The organism is Rhodanobacter spathiphylli B39 (genome assembly GCF_000264295.1).
Classification (GTDB): Bacteria; Pseudomonadota; Gammaproteobacteria; order Xanthomonadales; family Rhodanobacteraceae; genus Rhodanobacter; species Rhodanobacter spathiphylli.
Map to the genome: position 1 here is coordinate 24,577 of NZ_AJXT01000043.1, position 24,414 is coordinate 48,990.

Sequence of the window (24,414 nt, forward strand, 5' to 3'; positions counted from 1 at the left end):
CGCGGTCAGGCCGCCTGCGAAGCCTCGATGAAGTCCTGTGCGAAGCGTTGCAGCACACCGCCCGCTTCGTAGATCAGCACTTCCTCGGCGGTGTCCAGGCGGCAGATCACCGGCACTTCGATGCGTTCACCATGCTTGCGGTGGATGACCAGAACCAGCTCCGCCAGGGGGCTGCGTACGCCGACGACGTCAAAGGTTTCGGTGCCATCGATGCCCAGCGTCTTGCGGTTGGTGCCCGGCTTAAATTCCAGTGGCAGCACACCCATGCCGATCAGGTTGGTGCGATGGATCCGCTCGAAGCCTTCAGCCGCGATCGCCTCCACGCCCGCCAGGCGCACGCCCTTCGCCGCCCAGTCACGCGACGAGCCCTGGCCGTAGTCCGCACCGGCGATGATGATCAGCGGCTGCTTGCGCTCCATGTAGGTTTCGATCGCCTCCCACATGCGCATGACCTTGCCTTCCGGCTCCACGCGGGCCAGCGAACCCTTCTTCAGTTCGCCATCGACCACCGCCATTTCATTCATCAGCGTGGGATTGGCGAAAGTGGCGCGCTGCGCGGTCAGGTGGTCGCCGCGATGGGTCGCGTACGAATTGAAGTCCTCTTCCGGCAGGCCCATCCTTGCGAGGTATTCGCCGGCGGCGCTGTTACGCATGATCGCGTTCGACGGCGACAGGTGGTCGGTGGTGATGTTGTCGCCAAGCACCGCCAGCGGACGCATGCCAGTGAGCGTGCGCTCACCCGCAAGGGCGCCCTCCCAATACGGCGGACAACGGATGTAGGTGCTCTGCGGGCGCCAGTCGTACAACGGCGCGGCGCGGGTGCCGGCGTGGCCGGTGCGCGCGAACATCGGCTCGTAGACCTTGCGGAACTGCTCCGGCTTCACGCTGGAGGAGACGATCGCGTCGATCTCTTCATCCGTGGGCCAGATGTCTTTCAGCGTCACCGGCTGGCCGTTGGCATCCAGACCGAGCACGTCCTTTTCTATGTCGAAACGGATGGTGCCGGCGATGGCATACGCGACCACCAGCGGCGGCGAAGCCAGGAAGGCCTGCTTGGCATACGGGTGGATGCGACCATCGAAGTTGCGGTTGCCCGACAGCACGGCGGTCGCGTAGAGATCGCGATCGATGATCTCCTGCTGGATCGCCGGATCGAGCGCGCCGGACATGCCGTTGCAGGTGGTGCACGCGAACGCGACGATACCGAAGCCGAGCTTCTCCAGCTCGGGCAGCAGGTTCGCTTCTTCAAGGTACAACTGCACCGCCTTGGAACCTGGTGCCAGCGAGCTCTTCACCCAGGGCTTGCGCGTGAGTCCGCGCGCATTGGCGTTGCGCGCCAGCAGCGCAGCCGCGATCACGTTGCGCGGGTTGCTGGTGTTGGTGCAGCTGGTGATGGCGGCAATGATCACCGCGCCATCAGGCATCTGGCCCGGTTGTTCTTCCCACTCGGCAGCGATGCCGCGCGCGGCGAGATCCGATGTCGGCAGGCGCTTGTGCGGGTTGGACGGGCCAGCCATGTTGCGCACCACGGAGGACAGGTCGAACGTCAACGTGCGCTCGTACTGCGCATGCAGCAGCGTGTCAGCCCACAGGCCCGCAGCCCTGGCGTAGGTTTCCACCAGCCGGACCTGCTCGTCGCTGCGGCCGGTAAGGCGCAGGTAGTCGAGGGTCTGCCCGTCGATGAAGAACATCGCGGCGGTGGCACCGTATTCGGGCGCCATGTTGGAGATCGTCGCGCGATCGCCCAGGGTAAGGCTGGCGGCGCCTTCACCGCGGAATTCCAGATACGCGCCGACCACCTTCTGCTTGCGCAGGAATTCGGTGAGCTCAAGCACGATGTCGGTGGCGGTAATCCCGGGCCCGCGCTTGCCGGTGAGCTCCACGCCCACGATGTCAGGCAGGCGCATCCACGAGGCGCGGCCAAGCATCACGCTCTCGGCTTCCAGACCGCCGACGCCGACGGCGATCACGCCCAGCGCGTCCACGTGCGGCGTGTGGCTGTCGGTGCCCACGCAGGTATCCGGGTAAGCCACACCGTCCTGTACCTGCACCACCGGCGACATCTTTTCCAGGTTGATCTGGTGCATGATGCCGTTGCCTGGCGGAATCACGTCGACGTTTTCGAACGCCTGCTTGGTCCAGTCGATGAAGTGGAAGCGGTCTTCGTTGCGGCGATCCTCGATCGCGCGGTTCTTCGTGAACGCGTCCGGGTCGAAGCCGCCGCACTCCACCGCCAGCGAGTGATCGACGATCAACTGCACCGGCACCACCGGATTCACCTTGGCCGGGTCGCCGCCGCGTTCGGCAATCGCGTCGCGCAGACCGGCCAGGTCCACCAGCGCCGTCTGGCCCAGGATGTCATGGCACACCACACGCGCCGGGAACCACGGAAAATCACGCTCGCGCTTGCGCTCGATGATCTGCTTCAGCGACTCGACGAGAATCGCCGGATCGCAACGACGCACCAGGTTCTCGGCGAACACGCGCGAGGTATAGGGCAGCCCGTCATAGGCGCCCGGCTGGATCGCCTCCACGGCGGCGCGCGCATCGAAATAGTCCAGCGACGTGCCGGAAAGGGATTGGCGATAGACAGTATTCATGAATGCTGGGGAACCCTGGAGATAAATACCCGGTTGAACGCAGGTCGATGCGTTGTCTGCGCTGCCGCCCGACAACGGCTGTTCATGGCAAACCGGTCATGGGGGCGAAGCGGGAGAACTAGATCATTGGACGACTGATTGTAGCGGGAGCAGGCGTTTTCCTTAAGGGCTTGGCTTGACTGGTGTGCGCGACGGCATCGACAATGCTCGGACACCTTCCCAAAAGGGAGTAGTTCCCGCGGCAGGCTTTGTCCCGCCCCGGTGCGACGATCGTCAACACGAGCGAGGTCTCGCTCCGGTCGTCCAGCAGTTGCCTGCGAACGAGACTTTTGCGGTGGTCACGGGCCGCGCGCGTCCGTGCCCACTGCATTGTCCGACGCGCAAGGAAACCTCGATGGATTTCGCTGCTCCCGACTTTCTCTCCGGCCTGCTGGCCATCATCCTGCTCGACCTGGTGCTGGCCGGCGACAACGCCATCGTCATTGCGATGGCCGCCAGCCGGTTGCCGAAGGAGCTGCAGAAGAAGGCGATTTTCTGGGGCACGTTCGGCGCCATCGCGATCCGCTTCGCACTGACTGCGGTGGTCGTCTATCTGCTGAAGCTTCCCGGGCTGATGCTGGTCGGCGGTCTGCTGCTTTTTCCGATCGCCTGGAAACTGCTGAACCACGGTGACGACCAGGGCCCGGACATCAAGTCGGGCAACACCTTCTGGGCCGCGCTGCGCACGATCATCGTCGCCGACGCGCTGATGGGCCTGGACAACGTGCTGGCCATTGCCGGCGCCTCCAAGGGCCATTTGCTGCTGGTCATCCTGGGACTCCTGATCAGCGTGCCGCTGGTGGTCTGGGGCTCGACGATGATCCTGAAACTGATCGATCGCTACCCGATCATCATGTACATCGGCGCCGCGGCCATCGCGATCACCGCCGGCCGCATGATCACCCACGACCACCTGCTGAGCAGCTGGTTCGAGGCGCACGCATGGGTGAAGTACGGCGTCGATGCGCTGGCCGTGATCGGCATCTGCGGTGGAGGCTGGCTGGTGCACCGGCGCAGGGAACAGGCCAGGCTGGCCGGCCACTGAACCGGGATACCAACCGCAGCAAACCGAACCGATCCCGTTGCGACGATGCCCGTCGACCAGCCAGGGAATCCGGGACCCCTGCCCCGGATTCGCCGTCATTGCTTCAGCGCTTGTCGATCGCCACGTAGGCCTGGTCTTCCGGGCCGGTGTAGTTCGCGCTGGGGCGGATGATCTTGCCGTCCTGGCGCTGCTCGATCACGTGGGCGCTCCAGCCGGAAGTACGCGAGATCACGAACAGCGGGGTGAACATCGCGGTGGGCACGCCCATCATGTGGTACGCGCTGGCCGAGAACCAGTCGAGGTTGGGGAACATCTTCTTGACCTCGCCCATCACCTTCTCGATCCGCTCGGACACCTCGAACAGGGTCGGGTTGCCGCCGTCGGTGCACAGCTTGCGCGAGACTTCCTTGATGATCTCGTTGCGCGGATCGGACACGGTGTAGACCGGGTGACCGAAGCCGATGATGATTTCCTTCTTCTCGACGCGGGCGCGGATGTCGGCCTCGGCATCGTTCGCGTTGCGATAGCGCGCGATGATCTCCATCGCCACTTCATTGGCGCCGCCGTGCTTCGGACCGCGCAGCGCGCCGATCGCGCCGGTGATCGCCGAATACATGTCCGAACCGGTGCCTGCGATGACGCGGGCGGCAAAGGTGGACGCGTTGAATTCGTGCTCGGCGTACAGCACCAGTGACTTGTCCAGCGCCTGCGCATGCAGGTCGCTGGGCTTCCTGCCATGCAGCACATGCAGGAAGTGCGCGGCGATCGAGTCGTCGTCGGTCTCGGTCTCGACGCGCTTGCCGTTGTGGCTGAAGTGGTACCAGTACAGCAGCATCGAACCGAAGCTGGCCATCAGGCGGTCGGCGATGTCGCGTGCGCCGGTGACGTTGTGGTCGTCCTTCTCCGGCAGCACGGTGCCCAGCACCGAACAACCGGTGCGCAGCACGTCCATCGGATGGGTCGAGGCCGGCAGCAGCTCCATCGCGGCCTTCACCGGCGCAGGCAAGCCGCGCAGGCGCTTCAGCTTGGCCTTGTAGTTCTGCAGTTCGGTCCAGGTCGGCAGCACGCCGTGCACCAGCAGGTAGGCCACTTCCTCGAAGCAGCCCTTGGCCGCCAGGTCATGGATGTCGTAACCGCGGTAATGCAGGTCATTGCCGCTGCGGCCGACCGTGCACAGCGCGGTGTTGCCGGCGGCGACGCCGGACAGGGCGACGGATTTCTTGGCCTTGGGCAGGACTTGTTCGCTCATCGGGTTCTCCAGGGTGCGGTTTTTTTGCTTGGCGTATGCGTTTGCGCAGGGATCAGCCCTGCTTCGAAAACAGCGCGTCGAGCTTGTCCTCATAGGCGTGGTAACCGAGGAAGTCGTACAGCTCCTCGCGCGTCTGCAAGGTATCGATGATGTTCTTCTGGGTGCCTTCGCGGCGCACGGTTTCGTAGAAGTTGAGCGCCGCCTTGTTCATCGCGCGATAGGCACCACAGCAGTACAGGGCGATGTCCACGCCGGCCTCGCGCAGTTCGTCGGTGGTGAAGAACGGGGTGGAGCCGAATTCGGTGAGGTTGGCCAGGATCGGCACCTTCACCGCGGCCTTGAACTTGCGGTAATCCGCCAGCGTCTTCATCGCCTCGGGAAAGATCATGTCGGCACCCGCCTCGACGTAGGCCACCGCGCGCTCGATCGCCGCGTCGATGCCTTCCGCGGCCGCCGCGTCGGTGCGCGCCATGATCACGAAGCCCGGATCGGTGCGCGCATCCACCGCCGCCTTCACCCGGTCGACCATCTCGTCCTTCGGCACCACTTCCTTGCCGGGACGATGGCCACACCGCTTCTGGCCGACCTGGTCCTCCATGTGCACGGCGGCCACGCCCACGCGCTCGAACGAGCGGACCGTGCGGGCGATGTTGAACGCCCCGCCCCAGCCGGTATCGATGTCGACCAGCAGCGGCAGGCCGGTGGCGTCGACGATGCGGCGCGCGTCGGTGAGCACGTCTTCCATGGTGCTGATGCCCAGGTCGGGCATGCCCAGCGAATTGGCGGCCACGCCGCCGCCGGACAGGTACAGCGCCTTGTAGCCCACGCGCCTGGCCATCAGGCCGGCGTAAGCGGTGATCGCACCCATTACCTGAAGTGGCTGTTCGGCGGCAACGGCCGTACGGAAACGTGTACCGGGGGATGCGGGCTGAGTCATGTCGCCTCCGTCAAAACGGGCATTTTAGCCCACCGGGGCATCCCGCCGGGATTGGACCTTCCGACACCCCTGCCATCGCCTCGAACACCGTCTGGCGCCGGGCTGGCGGCAAACCGCAATTTCTTGCGTGACGAATCCGTCGCCGCCCCGTACATTCGAGCCATGAGCACATCGACTCCTCTCGCGAAGCGCATCCTGTGGGGCCTGGTGATCGGCGTGGTCGCTGCCGTGGCCACCCTGGGCATCGGCCAGTTGCATCCACCCACGCTGACCTTCATGCAGAAGATATCCTCGGCAGTGTTCGACCCGTTCGGGCAGATCTTCCTGCGCATGCTGTTCTTCGTGGTGATCCCGCTGGTGTTCAGCTCGCTGGCCTCCGGCGTGGCCCAGCTGGGCCGACTGGACCGGCTGGGGCCGCTGGCCGGACGTACTTTTGCGCTGTTCTCCGCCAACATGCTGATCGCCGTGGCGATCGGCCTGGTGATGATGAACACCGTGCAGCCCGGCCATCACCTGGACGAGCAGGCGCGTACCCAGCTGATGCAGGAATACGGCAGCAGCGCGCAGAAGACGATCGACACCAGGGCCGCCCAGCCCAGCATGAGTTTTGCCACACTGGTGGAGATGTTCATGCCGCGCAACCTGGTCGGCGCGGTGGCCGGCCCCAGCCGCAATGCGCTGGGCGACGTGCTGCCGCTGATCCTGTTCGCGATCCTGGTCGGCGCCGCCGCCACCCAGTTGCGCGAGAGGGAGCGCAAACGGGTGCAGGTGGCGCTGGACACCATCACCGACCTGATGACGAAGATCGTGGGCTTCGCCCTGCAACTGGCGCCGTATGCGGTGCCGGCGATGATCTACAGCGTGATCGTCAAGGTCGGCGTGGACGTGCTGCTGGCGCTGTCGGTGTTCGTGGTCGGCTGCAGCGTGGCGCTGGCGCTGCACCTGTTCGGCACGATGTCGCTGTGGTTGCGTTTCCTGGCCAGGCGTTCGCCGCTGGCGTACTTCCGGCAGATCCGCGCCCTGCTGATCACCGCGTTTTCCACCAGTTCCAGCAACGCCTGCCTGCCCGCCTCGCTGGCGCTGGCCCGTGACGAATTGAAGCTCAACCCGAGCACCGCAGGCTTCGTGCTGCCATTGGGCGCGACCATGAACATGAGCGGCACCGCCCTGTTCGAGGGCTGCGTGGTGCTGTTCGTGGCGCAGGCGTTCGGCGTGGAGCTCAGCCTGAGCCACCAGGCCATCCTGATGCTGCTGTCGGTGCTGAGCGCGGTGGCAGTGGCCGGGATTCCCGGGGGCTCGCTGCCGATGATCGCCGGTCTGCTGGCTACCTTCGGCATTCCGCCCGAAGGTATCGGCATCATCATAGGCGTGGATCGCATCCTGGACATGATGCGCACTACGGTGAACGTGGGCAGCGACATCGTCACCGCCACCGTGGTGGATCAGCAGCTGCCCGGGCGACTGGCCGCGCCATGAAGCTGCAGGCACGGCCGAAATGCGGGCTTGAAGCAGGCCGGTTCGGCCACAGATCGGGACAGGACACCTGATAGCCCAGGCCAATCGTTGCGATGCCGATAATCAATTAGATTTATCGTGTCCACCCTCGTAGCATCGTCCCCACTGTTCAACCACCACGGGAAAACCAAGATGTCCCTGATCAATACCGAAGTGAAACCGTTCAAGGCCCAGGCCCTCAAGGCCGGCAAGTTCATCGAAGTCAGCGAAGCGGATCTGAAGGGCAAGTGGTCGGTGGTGTTCTTCTACCCGGCCGACTTCACCTTCGTCTGCCCGACCGAGCTCGAGGACTTGGCTGACAACTACGCCGAGTTCCAGAAGCTGGGCGTGGAGATCTACTCGGTCTCGACCGATACCCATTTCGCGCACAAGGCCTGGCACGACACCTCGGATGCGGTGAAGAAGATCAACTACACCATGGTCGGCGATCCGACCGGCACGATCAGCCGCAACTTCGAAGTGATGATCGAGGAAGCCGGCCTGGCCGACCGCGGCACGTTCGTGATCGATCCGGCGGGCAAGATCCAGATCGTCGAGATCAATGCCGGTGGCATCGGCCGTGATGCGTCCGAACTGCTGCGCAAGGTCAAGGCTGCCCAGTACGTCGCCGCCCACCCGAACGAGGTCTGCCCGGCCAAGTGGAAGGAAGGCGAGAAGACCCTGGCGCCGTCGCTGGACCTGGTCGGCAAGATCTGATTCACCGCTGCATCGGAACCGGGCGCCGCGGCGCCCGGTTCCAACCCGCCCGGATGCTTGTGTCAGCGGCTTGCGCCCGGCACCGCTCCCCGCCCTGCCGCCTCCCCTCCGGCGCAGGCTGCTGTCACAAGCCTCTTCTCTCCCCACGATTCCCACGCATCCATCACTGGAGTGGTAGCCATGCTCGACGAAACCCTCAAGACCCAGTTGCAGGCCTACCTGGAAAAGCTGGTGCAGCCGATCGAGCTGGTCGCTTCGCTGGACGACAGTGCCAAGTCGCAGGAACTGGACGAGCTGCTGCAGCAGATTGCCGCGCTGTCCGACAAGATCAGCCTGCGCCGTGACGACAGCGACGCGCGCAAGCCGTCTTTCGCGATCAATCGCGTCGGCACCGACATCGGCGTGCGTTTCGCCGGCCTGCCGATGGGTCATGAATTCACCTCCCTGGTGCTGGCCCTGCTGCAAGTGGGCGGTCACCCATCCAAGGCGGCCGCCGATACGATCGAGCAGATTCGCAATCTCGATGGCGACTTCAAGTTCGAGACGTATTTCTCGCTGTCCTGCCAGAACTGCCCCGACGTGGTGCAGGCGTTGAACCTGATGAGCGTGCTCAACCCGCGCATCCGGCACGTGGCGATCGACGGCGCGCTGTACCAGGACGAGGTGGAAAAGCGCCAGGTCATGTCGGTGCCCACCGTGTTCCTCAACGGCGAAGTGTTCGACCAGGGCCGCATGAGCCTGGAGCAGATCGTGGCCAAGCTCGACACCAGTGCCAGCGCCCGCGAGGCGGAAAAGATCAAGGCCAGGGCCGCGTTCGACGTGCTCGTGGTCGGCGGCGGCCCCGCCGGCGCGGCAGCGGCGATCTATGCGGCGCGCAAGGGCATCCGCACCGGCGTGGCGGCCGAGCGTTTCGGCGGCCAGGTGCTGGACACCATGGGCATCGAAAACTTCATCTCGGTGACCTATACCGAAGGCCCGAAGCTGGCCGCCGCGCTCGAACAGCACGTGCACGAATACGACATCGATGTGATGAACCTGCAGCGCGCCGAGAAGCTGGTGCCGGCCAGCGACGCCACCGGGGGTCTGGTGCAGATCGAGCTGGCCAACGGCGCCACGCTGAAGTCGAAGACGGTGATCCTCTCCACCGGCGCCCGCTGGCGGCAGATGGGCGTGCCCGGCGAAGACGAATACCGCAACAAGGGCGTGGCCTACTGTCCGCACTGCGACGGCCCGCTGTTCAAGGGCAAGCGCGTGGCGGTGATCGGCGGTGGCAACTCCGGCGTCGAGGCGGCGATCGACCTGGCCGGCATCGTGTCCCACGTCACCCTGATCGAATTCGACGGCAAGCTGCGCGCCGACGAAGTCCTGCAGCGCAAGCTGCGCAGCCTGCCCAACGTCGACATCATCGTCAGCGCGCTGAGCACCGAAGTGCTGGGCGATGGCCAGCGGGTCAGCGCACTGGTCTATCGCGACCGCACCAGCGAGCAGATGCACACGCTGGAGCTGGAAGGCATCTTCGTGCAGATCGGTCTGCTGCCGAACACCGAATGGCTGAAGGGCACGCTGGAACTGTCGCCGCGCGGCGAGATCGTGATCGACGAACGCGGCCAGACCTCCCTGCCCGGCGTGTTCGCCGCCGGCGACGCCACCACGGTGCCGTACAAGCAGATCGTGATCGCGATGGGTGCCGGCTCCACGGCAGCGCTGAGCGCGTTCGATCACCTGATCCGCAGCCCGCTGGTGGTCACGGAAGACCGGAAGGAAGCCGTCGCCGCCTGATCGAAATGCACGGGGCCTGCGGTCCCGTTCACCGCTCCGCCGGGCGGCGGTGCCCGCCCGGCGTCAGCTGCCCTGATCGGGCCCGTGGTCCAGCGCCTGGCGAATGCCTTCCAGCGCCCCGGGATCATCCAGCGTTGACAGATCGCCCGGATCGCGATGCTCCGCCAACGCCTGCAACGAGCGACGCAACAGCTTGCCGGAGCGGGTCTTCGGCAAGGCATTCACCACATAGATGCGTGAGGGCCTTGCCACGCCACCAAGCTGGTCGACCACGCGCTGCTGCATGGCTTTGGCCACGTCGGCGGCTCCGTCACCGGCATCGCGCTTCAAGGTGGCGAACACGATCGGCACCTGCCCTTTCAGCTCGTCCTTCACGCCGACCACGGCCGCCTCGGCCACCGCCGGATGGCTGGCCACTGACTCCTCGATCTCGCGCGTGCCCAGGCGATGGCCGGCCACGTTGATCACGTCGTCGGTGCGCCCAAGCACGAAGGTATAGCCGTCCCCATCGCGCACCGCCCAGTCCAGCGAGCTGTACAGCAGCTCCCTGAAGTGGCTGAAATAGCTGTACACGTAACGATCGTCGTCACGCCAGATGGTACTGAGGCAGCCTGGCGGCAACGGCGGCTGCAGCACCAGCACGCCCTTGCTGCCGTCGGGCACTTCCACGCCGGTGTTCTCGTCGATCACCTTCATCCGGTAGCCCGGCGCCGGCAGGCCGGGCGAGCCGAACTTCACCGTCTTCAGGTCCAGCCCCGGCATCAGCGTGATCGCCGGCCAGCCGGTTTCGGTCTGCCAGTAGTTGTCGATCACCGGCACGCCCAGCGCGCCGGTGATCCATCGGGCGGTCGGCTCGTCCAGCGGTTCGCCGGCGAGGAACAGCCACTTCAACGTCGACAGGTCGTATTTCTTCAGCCAGCTTTCATCCTGCTTCTTCAGCACGCGGATCGCGGTGGGCGAGGAGAACATGGTGCGCACCTTGTAACGCTCGCACAGTTGCCACCAGATGCCCGCATCGGGCCGCGTCGGCAGGCCCTCGTACAACAAGCTGGTGGCGCCGCCGATCAACGGCCCGTAGACGTTGTAGGAATGCCCCACCGCCCAGCCCACGTCGGAGGTGGAGAACATCACCTGTCCCGGTGCGATGTCGAACACGCGGCGGATCGACAAGGCCATCGCCACGGCATAACCGCCCACGTCACGCTGCACGCCCTTGGGCTTACCGGTAGTGCCCGAGGTGTACAACAGGTAGCTCGGCTCATTCGATTCCAGCCAGGTCACCGGCACCTCGGCATCCGCGTGCTGCGCGCGCAGGCTGGCGTAGTCCAGGTCGCGCCCGGCCACCCGGGTCATCTGCCGATCCAGCCCGCGATCGATGATCAGCACATGCGGCGGCGGTGCCGACGCCTCGTTCAGCGCCGCATCGACCAGCGGCTTGTACGGGATCACCTTGCCCGCGCGCATGCCGGCATCGGCGGCAATCAGCAGCTTCGGCTGGGCGTCGTCGATGCGCAGCGCCAGGTTGTGCGCCGCAAAGCCGCCGAACACCACCGAGTGGATCGCGCCGATCCGCGCGCAGGCCAGCATCGCGAACACCGCCTCGGCCATGTTCGGCAGGTAGATCACCACCCGGTCGCCCTTGCCCACGTCCAGCGACTGCAGCACCGCGGCGAACGTGTTCACCTCGCGATGCAGCTGGCGATAGGTGAACTCCCGGGTGGCATCGGTCTCGCTGGAAATCGCCACCAGCGCCAGTTGCTCCGCGCGCTCGGCCAGGTGGCGGTCGACCGCGTTGTAGCAAAGGTTGGTCGTGCCGCCCACGAACCAGCGCCGGAACGGCGGATTCGACTGATCGAGGATCTGCCGCGGCGGCGTCTCCCAGTGAATCAGCCGCGCCTGCTCGGCCCAGAATCGCTCCGGCTCCTCGACGGATTGCCGGTAGAACTCCTCGTAGCGCATGGGCGGACTCCAGGGTTTCGTTGCCACCAGCCTAGACCAGGCCGGCGGCCGCATCATCGCGACAATGGTCGTAGCCAAGCATGACCTTTCGCCACGCTTGACCCTCACGTAACGTGAGGCCCCAGTGTGCACGGCGCACACCGGAGGAGAAGGCTGACCATGTTGTTGACCGTGGGCGAACTCGCCAGGCGCTGCGGACTGACCGTCCGCACGCTGCATCATTACGACACCATCGGATTGCTGACACCCTCGGTGCGCTCCGCTGCCGGCTACCGACACTACGATGGGGCGAACATCGAACGCCTGCACCGTATCCAGGCCCTGCGTCAGCTGGGCCTGTCGCTGGCCGACATCGGCAAAGCCCTGTCCGGGCCGCTGCAGCCACTGGCCGAGGTGGTCGACCGGCAGATCACGCAGATCGACCTCGAACTCGCCGAAGGCACCCGCCTGCGCGAGCGCCTGGTGCATTTGCGCGGGCAGCTGGCGAACGGACAGTCCCCCGACCTGGCCGACTGGCTGGACACGCTGGAGCTGATGACGATGTACGAGAAGTATTTTTCACCCGAGGAACTGAAGACCCTGCCGCTGCACACCAACCCGGACGTGCTGACTGACTGGAGCGCCCTGGTCAGCGCCGTGCAATCGGCGATGGATCGCGGCGCCACGCCGGACGATCCCGACGCGCAGATCCTGGCGCAACAGTGGATGACGATGGTCGGCCGCGGCACCGGCGGCAACCCCGCCTTCCTGATGCGCCTGCATGCGATGAATGAAAACGAACCCGGCCTGCGCGAACGCAGCGGCATCACCCGCGAGCTGGAGCAGTTCGTGGAGCAGTCGCTGGTCGCGGGGCGACTGGCGATCTTCGAGCGCTACCTCACGCCGCACGACATGCAGCGCATGGGCGAGCATTACGGCAGGCAGATGTATGCCTGGCCGCCACTGATCGCCGAGCTGCGCCAGGCGATCGCCGACCACGTGCCCGCCGACGATCCGCATGCGCAACGGTTGGCAAGCCGCTGGATGGAATTGTTCCGTGCCTACGCCGGCGATGATCCGGCGACACATGCGCGCATCCGCCAGGCCTATGCCAGGGAGCCGGACCTGCGCAGCGGCAGCGCGGTGGACGACACGCTGCTGGATTACGTGCGGCAGGCAGTTGAGGGCCTGGCGCACACTCCGCACTGACCGGCGCGCACAAAAAAGGGTGGCCGATCGGCCACCCTTTCAGGGCTCCCTGCGGGAGCCGGCCTGTTACTTCGCGAACAGATGCTCGACGCCGGCGCGCTCCTCGCGCAGTTCCTTGTCGGTGGCATCCATGCGGGCGCGCGAGAAATCACTGACCGGCAGATCCTGCACGATCGTGTACTTGCCGTCCCTCACCGTCACCGGGTAGCCGTAGATCACGCCCGGGGCGATGCCGTAGGAACCGTCGGACGGAATGCCCATCGAAACCCAGTCGCCCTCGGCCGTGCCCAGTGCCCACGAACGCATGTGGTCGATCGCGGCCGACGCGGCGGAGGCCGCGGACGAGGCGCCGCGCGCCTTGATGATCGCCGCGCCGCGCTGCTGCACGGTGGGGATGAAGTCGCTCTCGTACCAGGCCTGGTCGACCAGGCTCAGCGCCGGCTTGCCGTCGACGGTGGTCTGCGAGAGGTCCGGATACTGGGTGGAGCTGTGGTTGCCCCAGATCGTCATCTTCTTGACGTCGGTGTTGTGCTTGCCGGTCTTCTCGGCCAGCTGCGCCTTGGCGCGGTTGTGGTCCAGGCGGACCATCGCGGTGAAGCACTTCGGGTCCAGGTCCGGCGCGTTCTGCTGGGCGATCAGCGCATTGGTGTTGGCCGGGTTGCCGACCACCAGCACCTTGACGTCGCGCTTGGCGTGGTCGTTGATCGCCTTGCCCTGCGGGCCGAAGATCGCACCGTTCGCTTCCAGCAGGTCCTTGCGCTCCATGCCCGGGCCACGCGGACGGGCGCCGACCAGCAGCGCGTAATCCACGTCCTTGAACGCGACGTTGGCATCGTCGGTGGCAACCACGCCGGCCAGGGTCGGGAAGGCGCAATCGTTCAATTCCATCACCACGCCCTGCAGCGACGGCAAGGCCGGGGTGATTTCCAGCAGGTGCAGGATCACCGGCTGATCCAGGCCCAGCATGTCGCCGGCGGCGATACGGAACAGCAAGGCATAACCGATCTGGCCGGCAGCGCCGGTAACGGCAACGCGAACGGGGGCTTTCATCATTTGTTCTCCGGGAAGGGGGAATCGGCAAAGGAAAATCGGAAGAGCGGAGCGGGCCGATGCCCGACTCCCCATGACCGATTCACGGGTTCAATTCAGTTCGGCGAAAAATTCGGCAATGCGTTGCAGACCCGGCTGCAACTGCGCGGCCGGACAGGTGTACGAGATGCGCATCGCACGCGGTTCGCCGAAGGCGGAACCGGGGACGCAGGCGACGCCCTTGGCCTCCAGCAGCGCGGCGCAGAATTCCACGTCGTTGCCGATCGCCACGCCGCGGTGGCTCCTGCCGAAGGCCACCGAAACGTCTGGGAAGGCGTAGAACGCACCCTGCGGCCGCGGGCAGACCACGCCGGGAATCGCGCTGAGCGCGGCAAACACGGCATCGCGACGGCCGGCGAATTCCTCGCACTTGGCCTGCGGGATGTCCTGCGGTCCGCTCAGCGCCGCCACGGCCGCGGCGGTGATCACCTCCGGCAGGCTGGTGATGTGGTTGGAGTTCAGCGTGGTGACGGCCTTCGCTACCGCTTCCGGCGCCGCGATCAGGCCTACGCGCCAACCCGGCATGCCATAGGTCTTGGAAACCGAATCGACGAAGATCACCCGCTCCTTCAGCTCGGGCCTGGCGAACACGAAGTTGTGGTAACCAAGGCCGTCGAACACCATCGAGTTGTAGATGTCGTCGGTGATCACCCAGGTGTCCGGGTGCCTCACCAGCACTTCGGCCAACGCCGCGATCTCCTCGCCCGTGTAGACCATGCCGGTCGGGTTGGAGGGGTTGTTGAACAGGAACACCTTCGGCTTGCGCGCCAGCGCGGCATCGAGTTGGGCCGGGGTGAGCTTGTAGTTCTGCTCCGGCCCGCAATGCATCACGTTGATCTTCGCGCCCACGATGTCGGCGATGTCGCGGTAGGTGGTCCAATACGGCGCGGCAAAGCAGATCTCGTCGCCCTCATCCAGCAGCGCCTCGGCCAGGTTGTACAACACCTGCTTGGCGCCGATGCCGATGGACAGGTTGATGCGCCCGTAGCCGGAAAAACCCAGTGCCTCGATGTGCTTGAGGAACGCGTCCAGCAGCGCGTCGGCGCCGCGGTTGCTGCCGTACTGGCCGGAGTCATGCGACAGCGACTCGCGCGCCGCGGCGTACACGTGCTCGCCCGGCAGGAAATTCGGTACGCCGATGGAGAAGCTGATGATGTCGCGGCCGGCAGCCTTGAGCTGTTTCGCCTTCTCGGCAATCACCATGATCGCGCTGGGTTTGGCGCGGCCGACACGCTGGGCGAGCTGGGGCATGGGTATCTCACGCTGAGGGGAGGAAGCAAAGGCGGTGATTTTATCACGCCATCCGGACCCGGCGCTGGTCGTGCACCCCGCGTCCACGCGAACCGGGCATGATGGCCACGCCCGCACGACGGGCGGCTCACTCAACACGGAGGAGATCCACATGCACTGGCTTTGGGTATTCGTGATCGGATTGATCGTCGGCATCGTGGCCAAGCTGCTGATGCCGGGCAAGGACCCGGGCGGCTTCATCATCACCGCCATCATCGGCATCGCCGGCTCGCTGCTGGCCACCTGGGTCGGCCAGAACGTGTTTGGCTGGTATCAGGAAGGGCAGTCGGCCGGATTCATCGCTTCGGTGATCGGTGCGATCGTGTTGCTGCTGGTCTACCACCTGCTCAGGCGCAAGTCCGCCTGAGCAGCGATCCCGGCGGAGCGCTGCTCTGCCGGGATGTTTCCGCCCAGGCTCACCTGATCGTGCCGGGCTTCATCAAGCCTGCTCATCAGGCCTGCGCCAGCCCGCCCAGCAGCTTGCCGGCCAGACCTTCAAGCATGCTGGGATCGAAGCCGCCGCCCTGCCCTGCATCCGGCACCTGGCCATCCGGCGTCATGTGATCGACCGCGTGCGGCAGCACGTGCGACAGCCCGCTGAGCACCACGCCCGGATCGACACCGAGCCTGCCGGCAGCCTCCTGCACCAGCGAACCCATGCCACCGTTCTGCAGCGCCTGACCGAGCTGCTCCCCCGAGACCGGCTGGTTCGCGCCGGTGCCCACCCATGACTGCACCGCACCGCCAAGCCCGTGCTGCTGCAGCATGCTGATCAGGCCCTGCACGCCGCCGGCGCGCTGCAGCAGATCACCCGCCACCGAGATCATCGAGCCGGCACCGCCGGCCTGCTGCTGTCCCTGGCCGCCAAGCAAATCGTCGAGGAATGACATGGTCGTTCTCCCTGATGAATGAACAAGCGTGAAGCCAGTCGATCATAGGCTGATGAAACCGGCGCGACCATGGCCTTCGACCCAAAAAAATCGCCGGCTGACGCCGGCGATTTCCTGCGAATCCCGAGAATGGAATCAGCCGCGCTGGTCGAGCACCGCGTTCCATTCCTTGACTCGATCCGACTGCGCCGCCAGCAGGGCATCGACGTCGCCGTCCACGGTGACCTTCTCGATCGTGTCGCCCTGGTTGATCGCGTTGACCACGTCCATGTCGGCGGCATCGACCACTTCGCCGAACACGCTGTGCTTGCCGTCCAGCCACGGGGTCGGGCCATGGGTGATGAAGAACTGGCTGCCGTTGGTGCGCGGACCGGCGTTGGCCATCGACAGCACACCCGGCTTGTCGTGCTTCAGCGAGGCGTTGAACTCGTCCTCGAACTTGTAGCCCGGACCGCCGCGACCGCTGCCTTCCGGGCAACCGCCCTGGATCATGAAATCGGCGATCACGCGATGGAACGACAGGCCGTCGTAGTAGCCACGCTTTGCCAGGTTGACGAAGTTGGCCACCGTGACCGGGGCCTTGTCTTCATGCAGGCGCAGATGGATCGGGCCGCGGTTGGTGGTGAAGGTGACATTGATGGTCATGGCAAATCCTTGGGTTCAAGAGCTGCACCGTGCCACGGCACGGATGTCGGGGTCGTGAAGGATAACCCAGCCCGGCCGGTCGATCAGCCACCTCCGATCGCCGATGCTCAAGGCAGGCCCAGCATGCCGCGATCGAGCGCAGCGGCGCCACGCGGCCGGGCCGCGGGCGTCGGCACGTCGACCGGCCATGCTTCGCCCTCGTACAGGTGTCCCCACAACCGCTCCAGCGCTGCGTAACCGTAGGGCAACAGCGGCACGTGGCGCTCGCCGAAACCTGGCAGCGCCAGGAACGCATCGAAGTGCTGCGCATGCGGCACCTTCCAGTAGATCGGCCGGCGCCCTTCGTCGCGCAGCCATTCGACGTACGGCTCGGAACTGAAGGCCGTGGGCAGCAAGCCATCGCTGGCGCCGTGCAGCACCCACAGCGGGAGATCCGCCCGCGGCAGGCGGGCGGCGGTTTCGGCCACCGCGGCATGCAGCGCCTGCGCCTCGTGGTCTTCGCCGGTCCACAACGCGCGCAGGCATTCGCTGCCGATCAGGGTCGGATCGGTCGATACATTGACGCCGCCGTAGAGCCCGATGCCATTACCCGGGGGAATGCCCGAACCATCGGCCCACCACGCCGCCCGCGTCGTGGCGTCCGCCACGCCCGGCGCGCCACCGGCGCCGATCGCCGCGTAATGAAATCCGCAAGGCATGTCGCCCGCGCCGCGCCGCAGGTAGGACGAGGCGTAGCCCGCCGCGACCACCCGCCACAGGTCGAACGCCGTGGTGGTCGCGGCCGTGCTCATTGCCTCGTCGGTCCAGCCCCGCGCGCGCAGATAATCGCGCGCCTGCTCCGACTGCTGGGCCAGCGTGTTGCCACTGAGCTTGCCCTGCGCGCGCAGGCTGGCGCAGCGGATCGGCCATGCCGGCAACGCCGCGCCGCGTGGCCCGCGCGCCATCGGCACGCCGGCAAACTGTTCCGCGCTCAGGGCGCAGGGCAACCAGATCGCTGCCTCGGTGGCGTAGTCATACAAGGCGCGGCCGCGATCCTTCACGTGCACATTCGGTTCCAGCGCGACCACGCCGGCGAAGAATCCGTCGTGATCCAGCCCGGCCGCCTGCAACACCGCGCCGCCGCCGTTGGAGATGCCGGTGGCGATGATCTTCGTGTTCTGCGGCGTGAACGGGGCCTCTTCCGGATACGCCCGATCGAGCATGGCCAGGCCGAACTGCGCGGCCTGGATCACGTGCCTGCCCCAGGCTGCCTCCGGGTTGTCGCCCGAATGCATGTGCTTGATCGCGATGCCGGAGACCGGCGGCCCCGGCATCGGCTGGAATTCCAGCGCCGCCTCGCCCTTCCTCGCCCGACGCCCGTCCAGCGCCACGCCGCTGTTGTCGGCGAAATCGAAGTAGCCCGTGCCGGTGCCCTTGTCGGTATACGCCACCGCGCAACCGTGCGGCAGGCCCCAGGCGCCTGCCAGCGAAATGGCGCCGTACACACCGCGCGATCCCGAAGAAGCCGTCACTACCAGACAGCGCTTCTGCCTGTCGAAGTTGTCCGGCAACTGCAGCAATACGCGATGCGGGGCGCGTGCGCCGGGAATCCGGGCAAACGCCGAATACTCGCGCCCGGGCACGTCCGGCACCGCGCCGTACACCGTGCCGTAGCCACCCAGCGGACCCAGGTCGGCGATGCCCTTCCAGCTGGCCTGGATCGCGCGGCGCCGCAGTTCTTCCGCGCCGGGGTCGAGTGGATCGGTGAAGGGCAGCGGCGCGCCGGCGAGGCCGGCAAGGCCCAGCCCTGCACTGAGCAGATCATCGTGACCGCGATGCTCGGTCACCCGCACTTCCCCGTAGTCGACCTCTGGCATGGCAGCTCCCTTCCTGTTGGCATGGCTGGCACAAGCGGACAGCATGACGGATATGGCCATGAAGCAGAACAGCCAGGACGGGCGACGGGCGGAATTTTTCATTCCCGCACCATAGCAAGCACGAGGCGCCTCGCCATCGTACGAAAGTCCATCGCCGCCGCGGCAAACTCGACGCGGCCGCGGCGGACAGCTAACTTCAGCGTCATGACCAGCCTGCTGATTGCCGACGACCATCCCCTGTTCCGTGCCGCGCTGCGGCTGGCCGCGAACGACAGCCTGCCTGGCTGCGAGATCAGGGAAGCCGGGGACCTTGCCGAGGCGCTGCAGTTGCTGTCTGCCGCGCCCGATACCGACCTGGTCCTGCTCGACCTGCACATGCCTGGCAGCCAGGGGCTATCCGGCCTTGCCGCCTTGCGCGGCCAGCACCCGGGCGTCGCCGTGCTGGTGGTTTCCGCCCATGACGAACCACGCATCGTGCGCCGAGTGCTCGATCACGGCGCCGCCGGCTTCATCCCCAAGAGCGCCAGCCCTGCCGAAATCGGCGAGGCGATCCGCAGCGTGCTCGACTGCGGCGGCTGGCTGCCGCCCGTCCTCGCCAACGCCGTCGCCGCCCTGCCCGCCGATCCCGCCGACATCGACCTCGCCAGCCGCCTGGCCCGTCTCACCGAACAGCAGTCGCGCGTGCTGGCCCTGCTGGCCGAAGGCCTGCTCAACAAGCAGATCGCCGACCGGCTGGCGATCCAGGAGCGCACGGTGAAGGCGCACGTCACCGCGATTTTCGAGAAGCTGAAGGTGCGCAACCGGACCCAGGCGGGGATGCTGCTGAAGTCGCTGGAACTGGGCGAACCGGCGCGCTCGGTGTAGGCAGCTCCACCGCCTGCGCCAACCTTCCCGATCGCGCCGCTCGACCAGCGCCAGTGGAAGCGCGGTCACCGCCTGTTACCCGCGGCCCGCTCCGGTCGCCACCCGCTGCAACACCTGCCGCAGCGCCAGCGGCTTCAACGGCTTGTACAGCACGCCGATCCCCGCATCGAGCAGTCGTTGCCGCAGTTCGCCGTCGCGATCCGCGGTGAGCATCACCGTCGGCACGTCGGCATGACGCTCGCACAGGCGCTGCCATACATCCAGGCCGGTCTGCCCGCCATCCAGATGGAAATCGAGGATGTGCAGGTCCGGTCGCCACGGCGCGGCCAGTGCCTGTTCCGCGTTGCGGGCCGGATGAACCTGCCAGCCCCAACTGCTCAGCAGGCTGCCCAGCGCGGCGAGCGCGGCCGGTTCGTTGTCCAGCAGCAGCGCGCGCCCCGTCGGCAACGACTGCGCCACGCCAGCGGCCATCGGCAGGCGTGCAGCTGCCCGCGCCAGTGGCACGGCGAGGTGGAAGACGCTGCCGTGACCCGGCCAGGAACGCAGCCCCAGCGGATGGCCGAGCAGCTCGGCCATGCGTTGCGCGATGGAGAGGCCCAGTCCGAGCCCCTGCCCGCCCGCGGCGCTGCCACGGCGGAACTCCTGGAAGATCAGTTCCTGCTCCGCCACGGCGATGCCCGGGCCGGTGTCCCACACTTCCACGCGCAGGTGGTCACCGGCTCGACGCACGCCGAGCAGCACGCGACCGTGCTCGGCATAGCGCAAGGCATTCGACAGGAAGTTCTGCAACACCCGGCGCAGCAGCTGCGGATCGGAATGCACCCACGCGCGCGTGCCAACCACGTCCAGCCGCACGCCGCGGTCGAGCGCGATGGCGCTGAACTCGGCAGCCAGCGGATCGAGCACCTCGGCCAGCGCAAACGCGCGCGGCTGCGGATGCAGGCGACCGCCCTCCAGCCGGGCCACGTCGAGCAGGCCGGTGAGCAGGCCCTCGGTGGCGCTGAGCGCACCGTTGAGATGCTGCGCGATGGCGGCGTCGCCGCCACGCTCGGCAAGAGAGTGCGCGAACAGCTGCGCGGCGTGCAGGGGCTGCATCAGGTCGTGGGTGACCGCAGCCAGGAAACGGCTCTTCGAGGCATTCGCCGCTTGCGCTTCGGCCGAGGCTGCGGCCAGCTCGCGGGTGCGTTCCTCCACCCGCAGCTCGAGTGTCTCGTTGACCCGCTTCAGCGCCGCCTCGGCCTGGCGGAAGGCAGTGACGTCGGTGAAGGTGGCCACGAAGCCGCCGCCAGGCATCGGGTTGCCGCGGATCTCGACGATGGTGCCGTCGGGAAAACGCCGCTCGGACAAATGCCGCGTGCCGGTGCGCATGTGCGCCAGCCGGCGCTGCACGCGCGCCTCGACCTCACCCGGACCCAGCATGCCGGCGTCGATGTTGTGGCGGGTCAGCTCGGCCACCGGCCGCCCCACCTGCAGCATTCCCGGCGGATAGTCGAACAGGCATGCATAAGGCGTGTTCCACGCGACCAGTTGCAGTTCGGCATCGACCACGCAGATGCCCTGGCTCATGTTTTCCAGCGCCGCCTCCAGCACGCGCTGGTTGAAGCGCAAATCCTGCGCCGCCTCACCCACGATGGCGACCACCGTGTCCAGGTCGTCGCGGCCCTGCCGGTGCACCACTTCCAGCAGCAGCCGCGCGGATGCCGCGCCGATCACCGCCGCCAGTTCGTGCTCGACCTGGGCCACCCGCGCACTGCCGGCGGAACCGGTCGCCGGCGCGCTGGCAAACAGCAGCGCGACCCGCTCCGGCGGCAGGAATCGCGCCGCGAGCGCCCGCAATTCGACCAGACCCACGTCGCCCACGCTGACGGCGTGCGCGGAACGGCCGTATCGGGAGCCGGCCAGCGCCAGCATCACCACGATGTTGACCAGCAGACTGACCACCACCGCGCGCCCCAGCCGGTTCCAGTTGCCCAGCCCCAGCAGGCCATCCGGCGCCAGCCAGTGCAGGCCGAACGGACCGCTGTGCAGCCAGGCTGGCGCGGCCGGCAACAGCGTCGGCAACACGGCATACATCCACACCAGGGTGCCTGCGGCCAGCCCGGCCATCACCGCGCGCGGCCCCAGTTGTGGCCGATACACCGCCGCCAGCAGCGCCGGGGTCAGGCCGGCCAGCGCGGAGAACGAAATCGCGCCGATGTCGGCCAGCGCCTCGTTGCGCGCCAGCAAGCGGCTATACGCCCAGGCCAGCAGGATCACCAGCAGGATCGCCACGCGCCGATGGTTCAGCAGCTCACCGCGCAGGTCGCCATGTTCGTCGCGCCCCCAGCCGGAGCGCACGCGCAGCGGCGCGATGAAATGATTGACCACCATCAGGCTCAGCGTCAGCGTGGCGATCACCACCATGCTGGTCGCCGCGCTCAGGCCGCCGAGGAAGGCGATCAGAGCCAGCCCGTGTTCGCCACGGGCCAACGGCAGCGCCAGCACGTACATGTCCGACGACACCCCGCTCGCACCCAGCCACGCATCGCCCAGCCGCGCCAGCGGCAGGATCGGCAGCGAGATCAGCAGCAGGTACAGCGGAAACAGCCAGCGCGCGGTGCGCAGCTGGCCATCTTCGCGGCATTCCACGATGCCCGCGTAGAACTGGTGCGGCATGGTGAACATCGCCAGCGCGCCGAGCAGGATCAGGGCGGGGAACCCGCCACTGTCAGGCGCCTGCGGCACGTTCACCGGCAAGCCGGGCGGCAACGCGGCGAACAGCAGCGTGCCCAGCGCCAGCATCGCGCCGAGCTTGAACAGCGACTCGAACGCCATCGCCAGCACCAGCCCGCGGTTGTGCGCCATGGTCGACGCGCGGCGGGTGCCGAACAGCATCGCGAACAGCGCCATCAGCAGCGCCACGTATAGCGCGCTGTCCTGCCAAGGATCGGATTCGGCCAGTTGTCCCTGGCTGAGGATGCCGTAGCTCATCGCCACCGCCTTCAGCTGCAGCGCGATGTAGGGCACGATGCCGATCACCACCACCGCCGTGACCAGCGCCGCCAGTCCCGAATGCCGCTCCAGCCGCACCGCGATCAGGTCGGCCAGAGAACCGGCGTTGTACTCGCGCACCAGTTGCACCAGCCGGCCCAGGAATTTCAGCGCGAACAGATACATCAGGATCGCGCCGACGAACGTCGGCGGCAGCCACCAGCCGGAGCGACTGGCCTGGGTCACGGTGCCGTAGAACGTCCACGAAGTGCAGTGGATCGCCAGCGACAGCGCATACACGATCGCCCAGCGCTTCTCGAAAATGTGCGGGCGGCGTTCGCCCAGCAGCGCCACGCCGAACAGCAGGCCCAGCCAGCACAAGGCGGCGATGGCGATGACGCTGGCGCTCAGCATGCGAAGCACATCCGTGGGGGCGACTTCCGTCGCGATGTTCCGGGCGCGGCATGCCCCGTCTTCGATGTGAAGAGGTTTCGTCCGCTCGCATCCGCAGGAGCACGCCTCGTGCGCGATGCTCTTGCTGTTGGTGGGTTCAGAGCCAAGAGCTTTCGTCCTCCTTCGGAGGGCGAGTTACTTTTCTCTGGGTGGCCACGCAAAGAGAAAGCAACTCCGCTGCCAAAGGCAGACGAAAGCCTTTCAGCTCTGCTTGATCTTCGCTCTGAATGCACAAGAGCATCGCGCACACGGTGCGTTCCTACGACAACATCGAGGCCATCGGCGTGCGGGGCCATCAATGGCCGGCGGGCAACCCCAACGCCCGTACCGCGTTCACCACCCAGCGCAACTGCACGCCGTGGCGTGTGTCGTAGTCGGCTCCGGAATAACCCCACCAGTCCCAGCATGCTTGCGGATTCAAGGGCGCGAAACTTGCGCGGGTCTGAGGATATAGCACCGCCACGTCGTAGACGTCAGCCCAGCGGTTGAAGCCGGCGTCCTCGACGAAAGCCTTGCCCACCGCATCGGCGTTCTGCTTGCAGCCGTGGAACGCCACCAGCACGCCGCAGGACTTGCCGGCGAGACAGGCGGGCGGCAGGTAGACGTAGCCGGTCCCGGCCATGAACGCATCGGCACCGTCGGGACGCAGCGCGTCCTGATCGAAGCTGCGCAACTCGCCCTTGGCCGTGGTCGCGGCGTGCGCCGGGCGGCCGAACATCTGCGCGAAAATTTCGCCCGCCGCGTCGAAACCGCAGTGGCCGAGGTAAGGCGTCACCGACTTGTCGCAATCGTCGCCGATGGCCGCCACCGGCAGATTGTGTGCGAACGCGCGCTGGCCATCGTCATGCACCTGCATGCCCCCTAGGCCCGGCGTGCCATCGCGCAGTTGTTCATAGAAATGGGCGCCGGCTTCGGCCACGGCCGGCGCCACCAGGGCGTCGTCCCTGCCGTGCAGCAGGTAGACGCGAGCATGCGCCAGGTCCTTCAACGCACCGATCTCGCCCTCGGCGGAACGTTTGCCGGCACTGGCCACCAGCGCGGCGACGTCCGGCGCGGGCACGCCCTTCATGCAGCTGCCCAGCGCCACGTCCAGCTTGCCGCCAGCGCAGCCGTACGGACCGCCGGCGACCATCGCCGCGTTCGGGAACAGCTCCGGATAGGCCAGTTGCGCCTGGGTGGCCATGTAGGCACCGGAGGAAAGACCGACCACCGCGGTGCGTGCCGGGTCGATCTTCAGCTTCGGCAAACTGACGTCAGGGCCTTTGGCGCAGGCACTGCCGGCGCTGGCCAGCAAGGCCAGCCACAGTACGCGGGTTGTCCATCGGGTGTTCATCGGTCCGCTCCACAGAT

General features: G+C 66.7%; 18 protein-coding genes. 7 read left to right on the plus strand and 11 right to left on the minus strand.

Translation table 11 applies throughout. The features are described 5' to 3' along the window. Nucleotides 1-5: 5 nt before the first annotated feature. Nucleotides 6-2,600 carry a Fe/S-dependent 2-methylisocitrate dehydratase AcnD gene (gene acnD / locus UU7_RS13050; RefSeq protein ID WP_007809021.1) on the minus strand — a complete coding sequence of 865 codons (2,595 nt, stop codon included), beginning with the start codon at nucleotides 2,598-2,600 and terminating at the stop codon, nucleotides 6-8. 394 nt (nucleotides 2,601-2,994) lie between these two features. On the opposite strand from acnD, the gene UU7_RS13055 reads away from it, so the two are divergent. Continuing rightward, a complete protein-coding gene (locus UU7_RS13055) occupies nucleotides 2,995-3,684 on the plus strand; it encodes a TerC family protein (protein ID WP_007809022.1) in 690 nt (229 codons plus the stop codon). Nucleotides 3,685-3,787: 103 nt separating this feature from the next. Here the strand turns inward: UU7_RS13055 and prpC are convergent, their stop codons facing one another. Next, nucleotides 3,788-4,933, minus strand: coding sequence for a bifunctional 2-methylcitrate synthase/citrate synthase (prpC, locus tag UU7_RS13060; protein WP_007809023.1), 1,146 nt, complete (start codon nucleotides 4,931-4,933; stop codon nucleotides 3,788-3,790). Between the two features lie 52 nt (nucleotides 4,934-4,985). Beyond that, nucleotides 4,986-5,870 (minus strand): methylisocitrate lyase, encoded by an 885-nt coding sequence (prpB, locus tag UU7_RS13065; protein WP_007809024.1) that lies wholly within the window; start codon nucleotides 5,868-5,870, stop codon nucleotides 4,986-4,988. Nucleotides 5,871-6,032: 162 nt separating this feature from the next. Here prpB and UU7_RS13070 point away from each other — a divergent pair, with 162 nt between their 5' ends. The 3 genes from UU7_RS13070 to ahpF all read left to right on the plus strand — a co-directional run bounded on the left by UU7_RS13070 (nucleotide 6,033) and on the right by ahpF (nucleotide 9,860). Next, nucleotides 6,033-7,346, plus strand: a complete 1,314-nt coding sequence (locus UU7_RS13070) for a dicarboxylate/amino acid:cation symporter (protein ID WP_007809025.1) — start codon at nucleotides 6,033-6,035, stop codon at nucleotides 7,344-7,346. 171 nt (nucleotides 7,347-7,517) lie between these two features. Beyond that, a complete protein-coding gene (ahpC, locus tag UU7_RS13075; RefSeq protein ID WP_007809026.1) occupies nucleotides 7,518-8,081 on the plus strand; it encodes an alkyl hydroperoxide reductase subunit C in 564 nt (187 codons plus the stop codon). Between the two features lie 180 nt (nucleotides 8,082-8,261). Beyond that, nucleotides 8,262-9,860: an alkyl hydroperoxide reductase subunit F gene (gene ahpF / locus UU7_RS13080; RefSeq protein WP_007809027.1), complete on the plus strand. Its 1,599-nt coding sequence runs from the start codon at nucleotides 8,262-8,264 to the stop codon at nucleotides 9,858-9,860. Between the two features lie 63 nt (nucleotides 9,861-9,923). On the opposite strand, the gene prpE is transcribed toward ahpF, so the two are convergent. Next, nucleotides 9,924-11,819 (minus strand): propionate--CoA ligase, encoded by a 1,896-nt coding sequence (gene prpE / locus UU7_RS13085; protein WP_007809028.1) that lies wholly within the window; start codon nucleotides 11,817-11,819, stop codon nucleotides 9,924-9,926. Between the two features lie 159 nt (nucleotides 11,820-11,978). Here prpE and UU7_RS13090 point away from each other — a divergent pair, with 159 nt between their 5' ends. After that, entirely contained in the window at nucleotides 11,979-13,007 is a 1,029-nt protein-coding gene (locus tag UU7_RS13090) for a MerR family transcriptional regulator (RefSeq protein ID WP_007809029.1), read from the plus strand. A gap of 66 nt (nucleotides 13,008-13,073) precedes the next feature. Here UU7_RS13090 and UU7_RS13095 read toward each other — a convergent pair whose 3' ends face one another. Continuing rightward, a complete protein-coding gene (locus UU7_RS13095; protein ID WP_007809030.1) occupies nucleotides 13,074-14,057 on the minus strand; it encodes a malate dehydrogenase in 984 nt (327 codons plus the stop codon). A 90-nt stretch (nucleotides 14,058-14,147) separates the two neighbouring features. Continuing rightward, entirely contained in the window at nucleotides 14,148-15,347 is a 1,200-nt protein-coding gene (locus UU7_RS13100) for an aminotransferase class I/II-fold pyridoxal phosphate-dependent enzyme (RefSeq protein ID WP_007809032.1), read from the minus strand. Between the two features lie 151 nt (nucleotides 15,348-15,498). On the opposite strand from UU7_RS13100, the gene UU7_RS13105 reads away from it, so the two are divergent. Further along, nucleotides 15,499-15,753, plus strand: coding sequence for a GlsB/YeaQ/YmgE family stress response membrane protein (locus tag UU7_RS13105; RefSeq protein WP_007809034.1), 255 nt, complete (start codon nucleotides 15,499-15,501; stop codon nucleotides 15,751-15,753). Between the two features lie 85 nt (nucleotides 15,754-15,838). Here the strand turns inward: UU7_RS13105 and UU7_RS13110 are convergent, their stop codons facing one another. From UU7_RS13110 to UU7_RS13120, 3 genes are all read right to left on the minus strand, one after another. Next, entirely contained in the window at nucleotides 15,839-16,276 is a 438-nt protein-coding gene (locus UU7_RS13110; RefSeq protein ID WP_007809035.1) for a YidB family protein, read from the minus strand. Between the two features lie 135 nt (nucleotides 16,277-16,411). Further along, entirely contained in the window at nucleotides 16,412-16,921 is a 510-nt protein-coding gene (locus UU7_RS13115; RefSeq protein WP_007809037.1) for a peptidylprolyl isomerase, read from the minus strand. 107 nt (nucleotides 16,922-17,028) lie between these two features. Next, a complete protein-coding gene (locus tag UU7_RS13120) occupies nucleotides 17,029-18,822 on the minus strand; it encodes a 3-hydroxybutyrate oligomer hydrolase family protein (protein ID WP_083845997.1) in 1,794 nt (597 codons plus the stop codon). 159 nt (nucleotides 18,823-18,981) lie between these two features. On the opposite strand from UU7_RS13120, the gene UU7_RS13125 reads away from it, so the two are divergent. After that, nucleotides 18,982-19,641, plus strand: coding sequence for a response regulator transcription factor (locus tag UU7_RS13125; RefSeq protein ID WP_007809040.1), 660 nt, complete (start codon nucleotides 18,982-18,984; stop codon nucleotides 19,639-19,641). Nucleotides 19,642-19,716: 75 nt separating this feature from the next. Here the strand turns inward: UU7_RS13125 and UU7_RS13130 are convergent, their stop codons facing one another. Beyond that, on the minus strand, nucleotides 19,717-23,025 hold the full coding sequence (locus UU7_RS13130) for a hybrid sensor histidine kinase/response regulator (protein ID WP_007809042.1): 3,309 nt from the start codon (nucleotides 23,023-23,025) through the stop codon (nucleotides 19,717-19,719). Nucleotides 23,026-23,359: 334 nt separating this feature from the next. Next, complete coding sequence (locus UU7_RS13135) at nucleotides 23,360-24,397, minus strand: extracellular catalytic domain type 2 short-chain-length polyhydroxyalkanoate depolymerase (protein ID WP_007809044.1); 1,038 nt, start codon at nucleotides 24,395-24,397, stop codon at nucleotides 23,360-23,362. Nucleotides 24,398-24,414 lie beyond the last annotated feature (17 nt).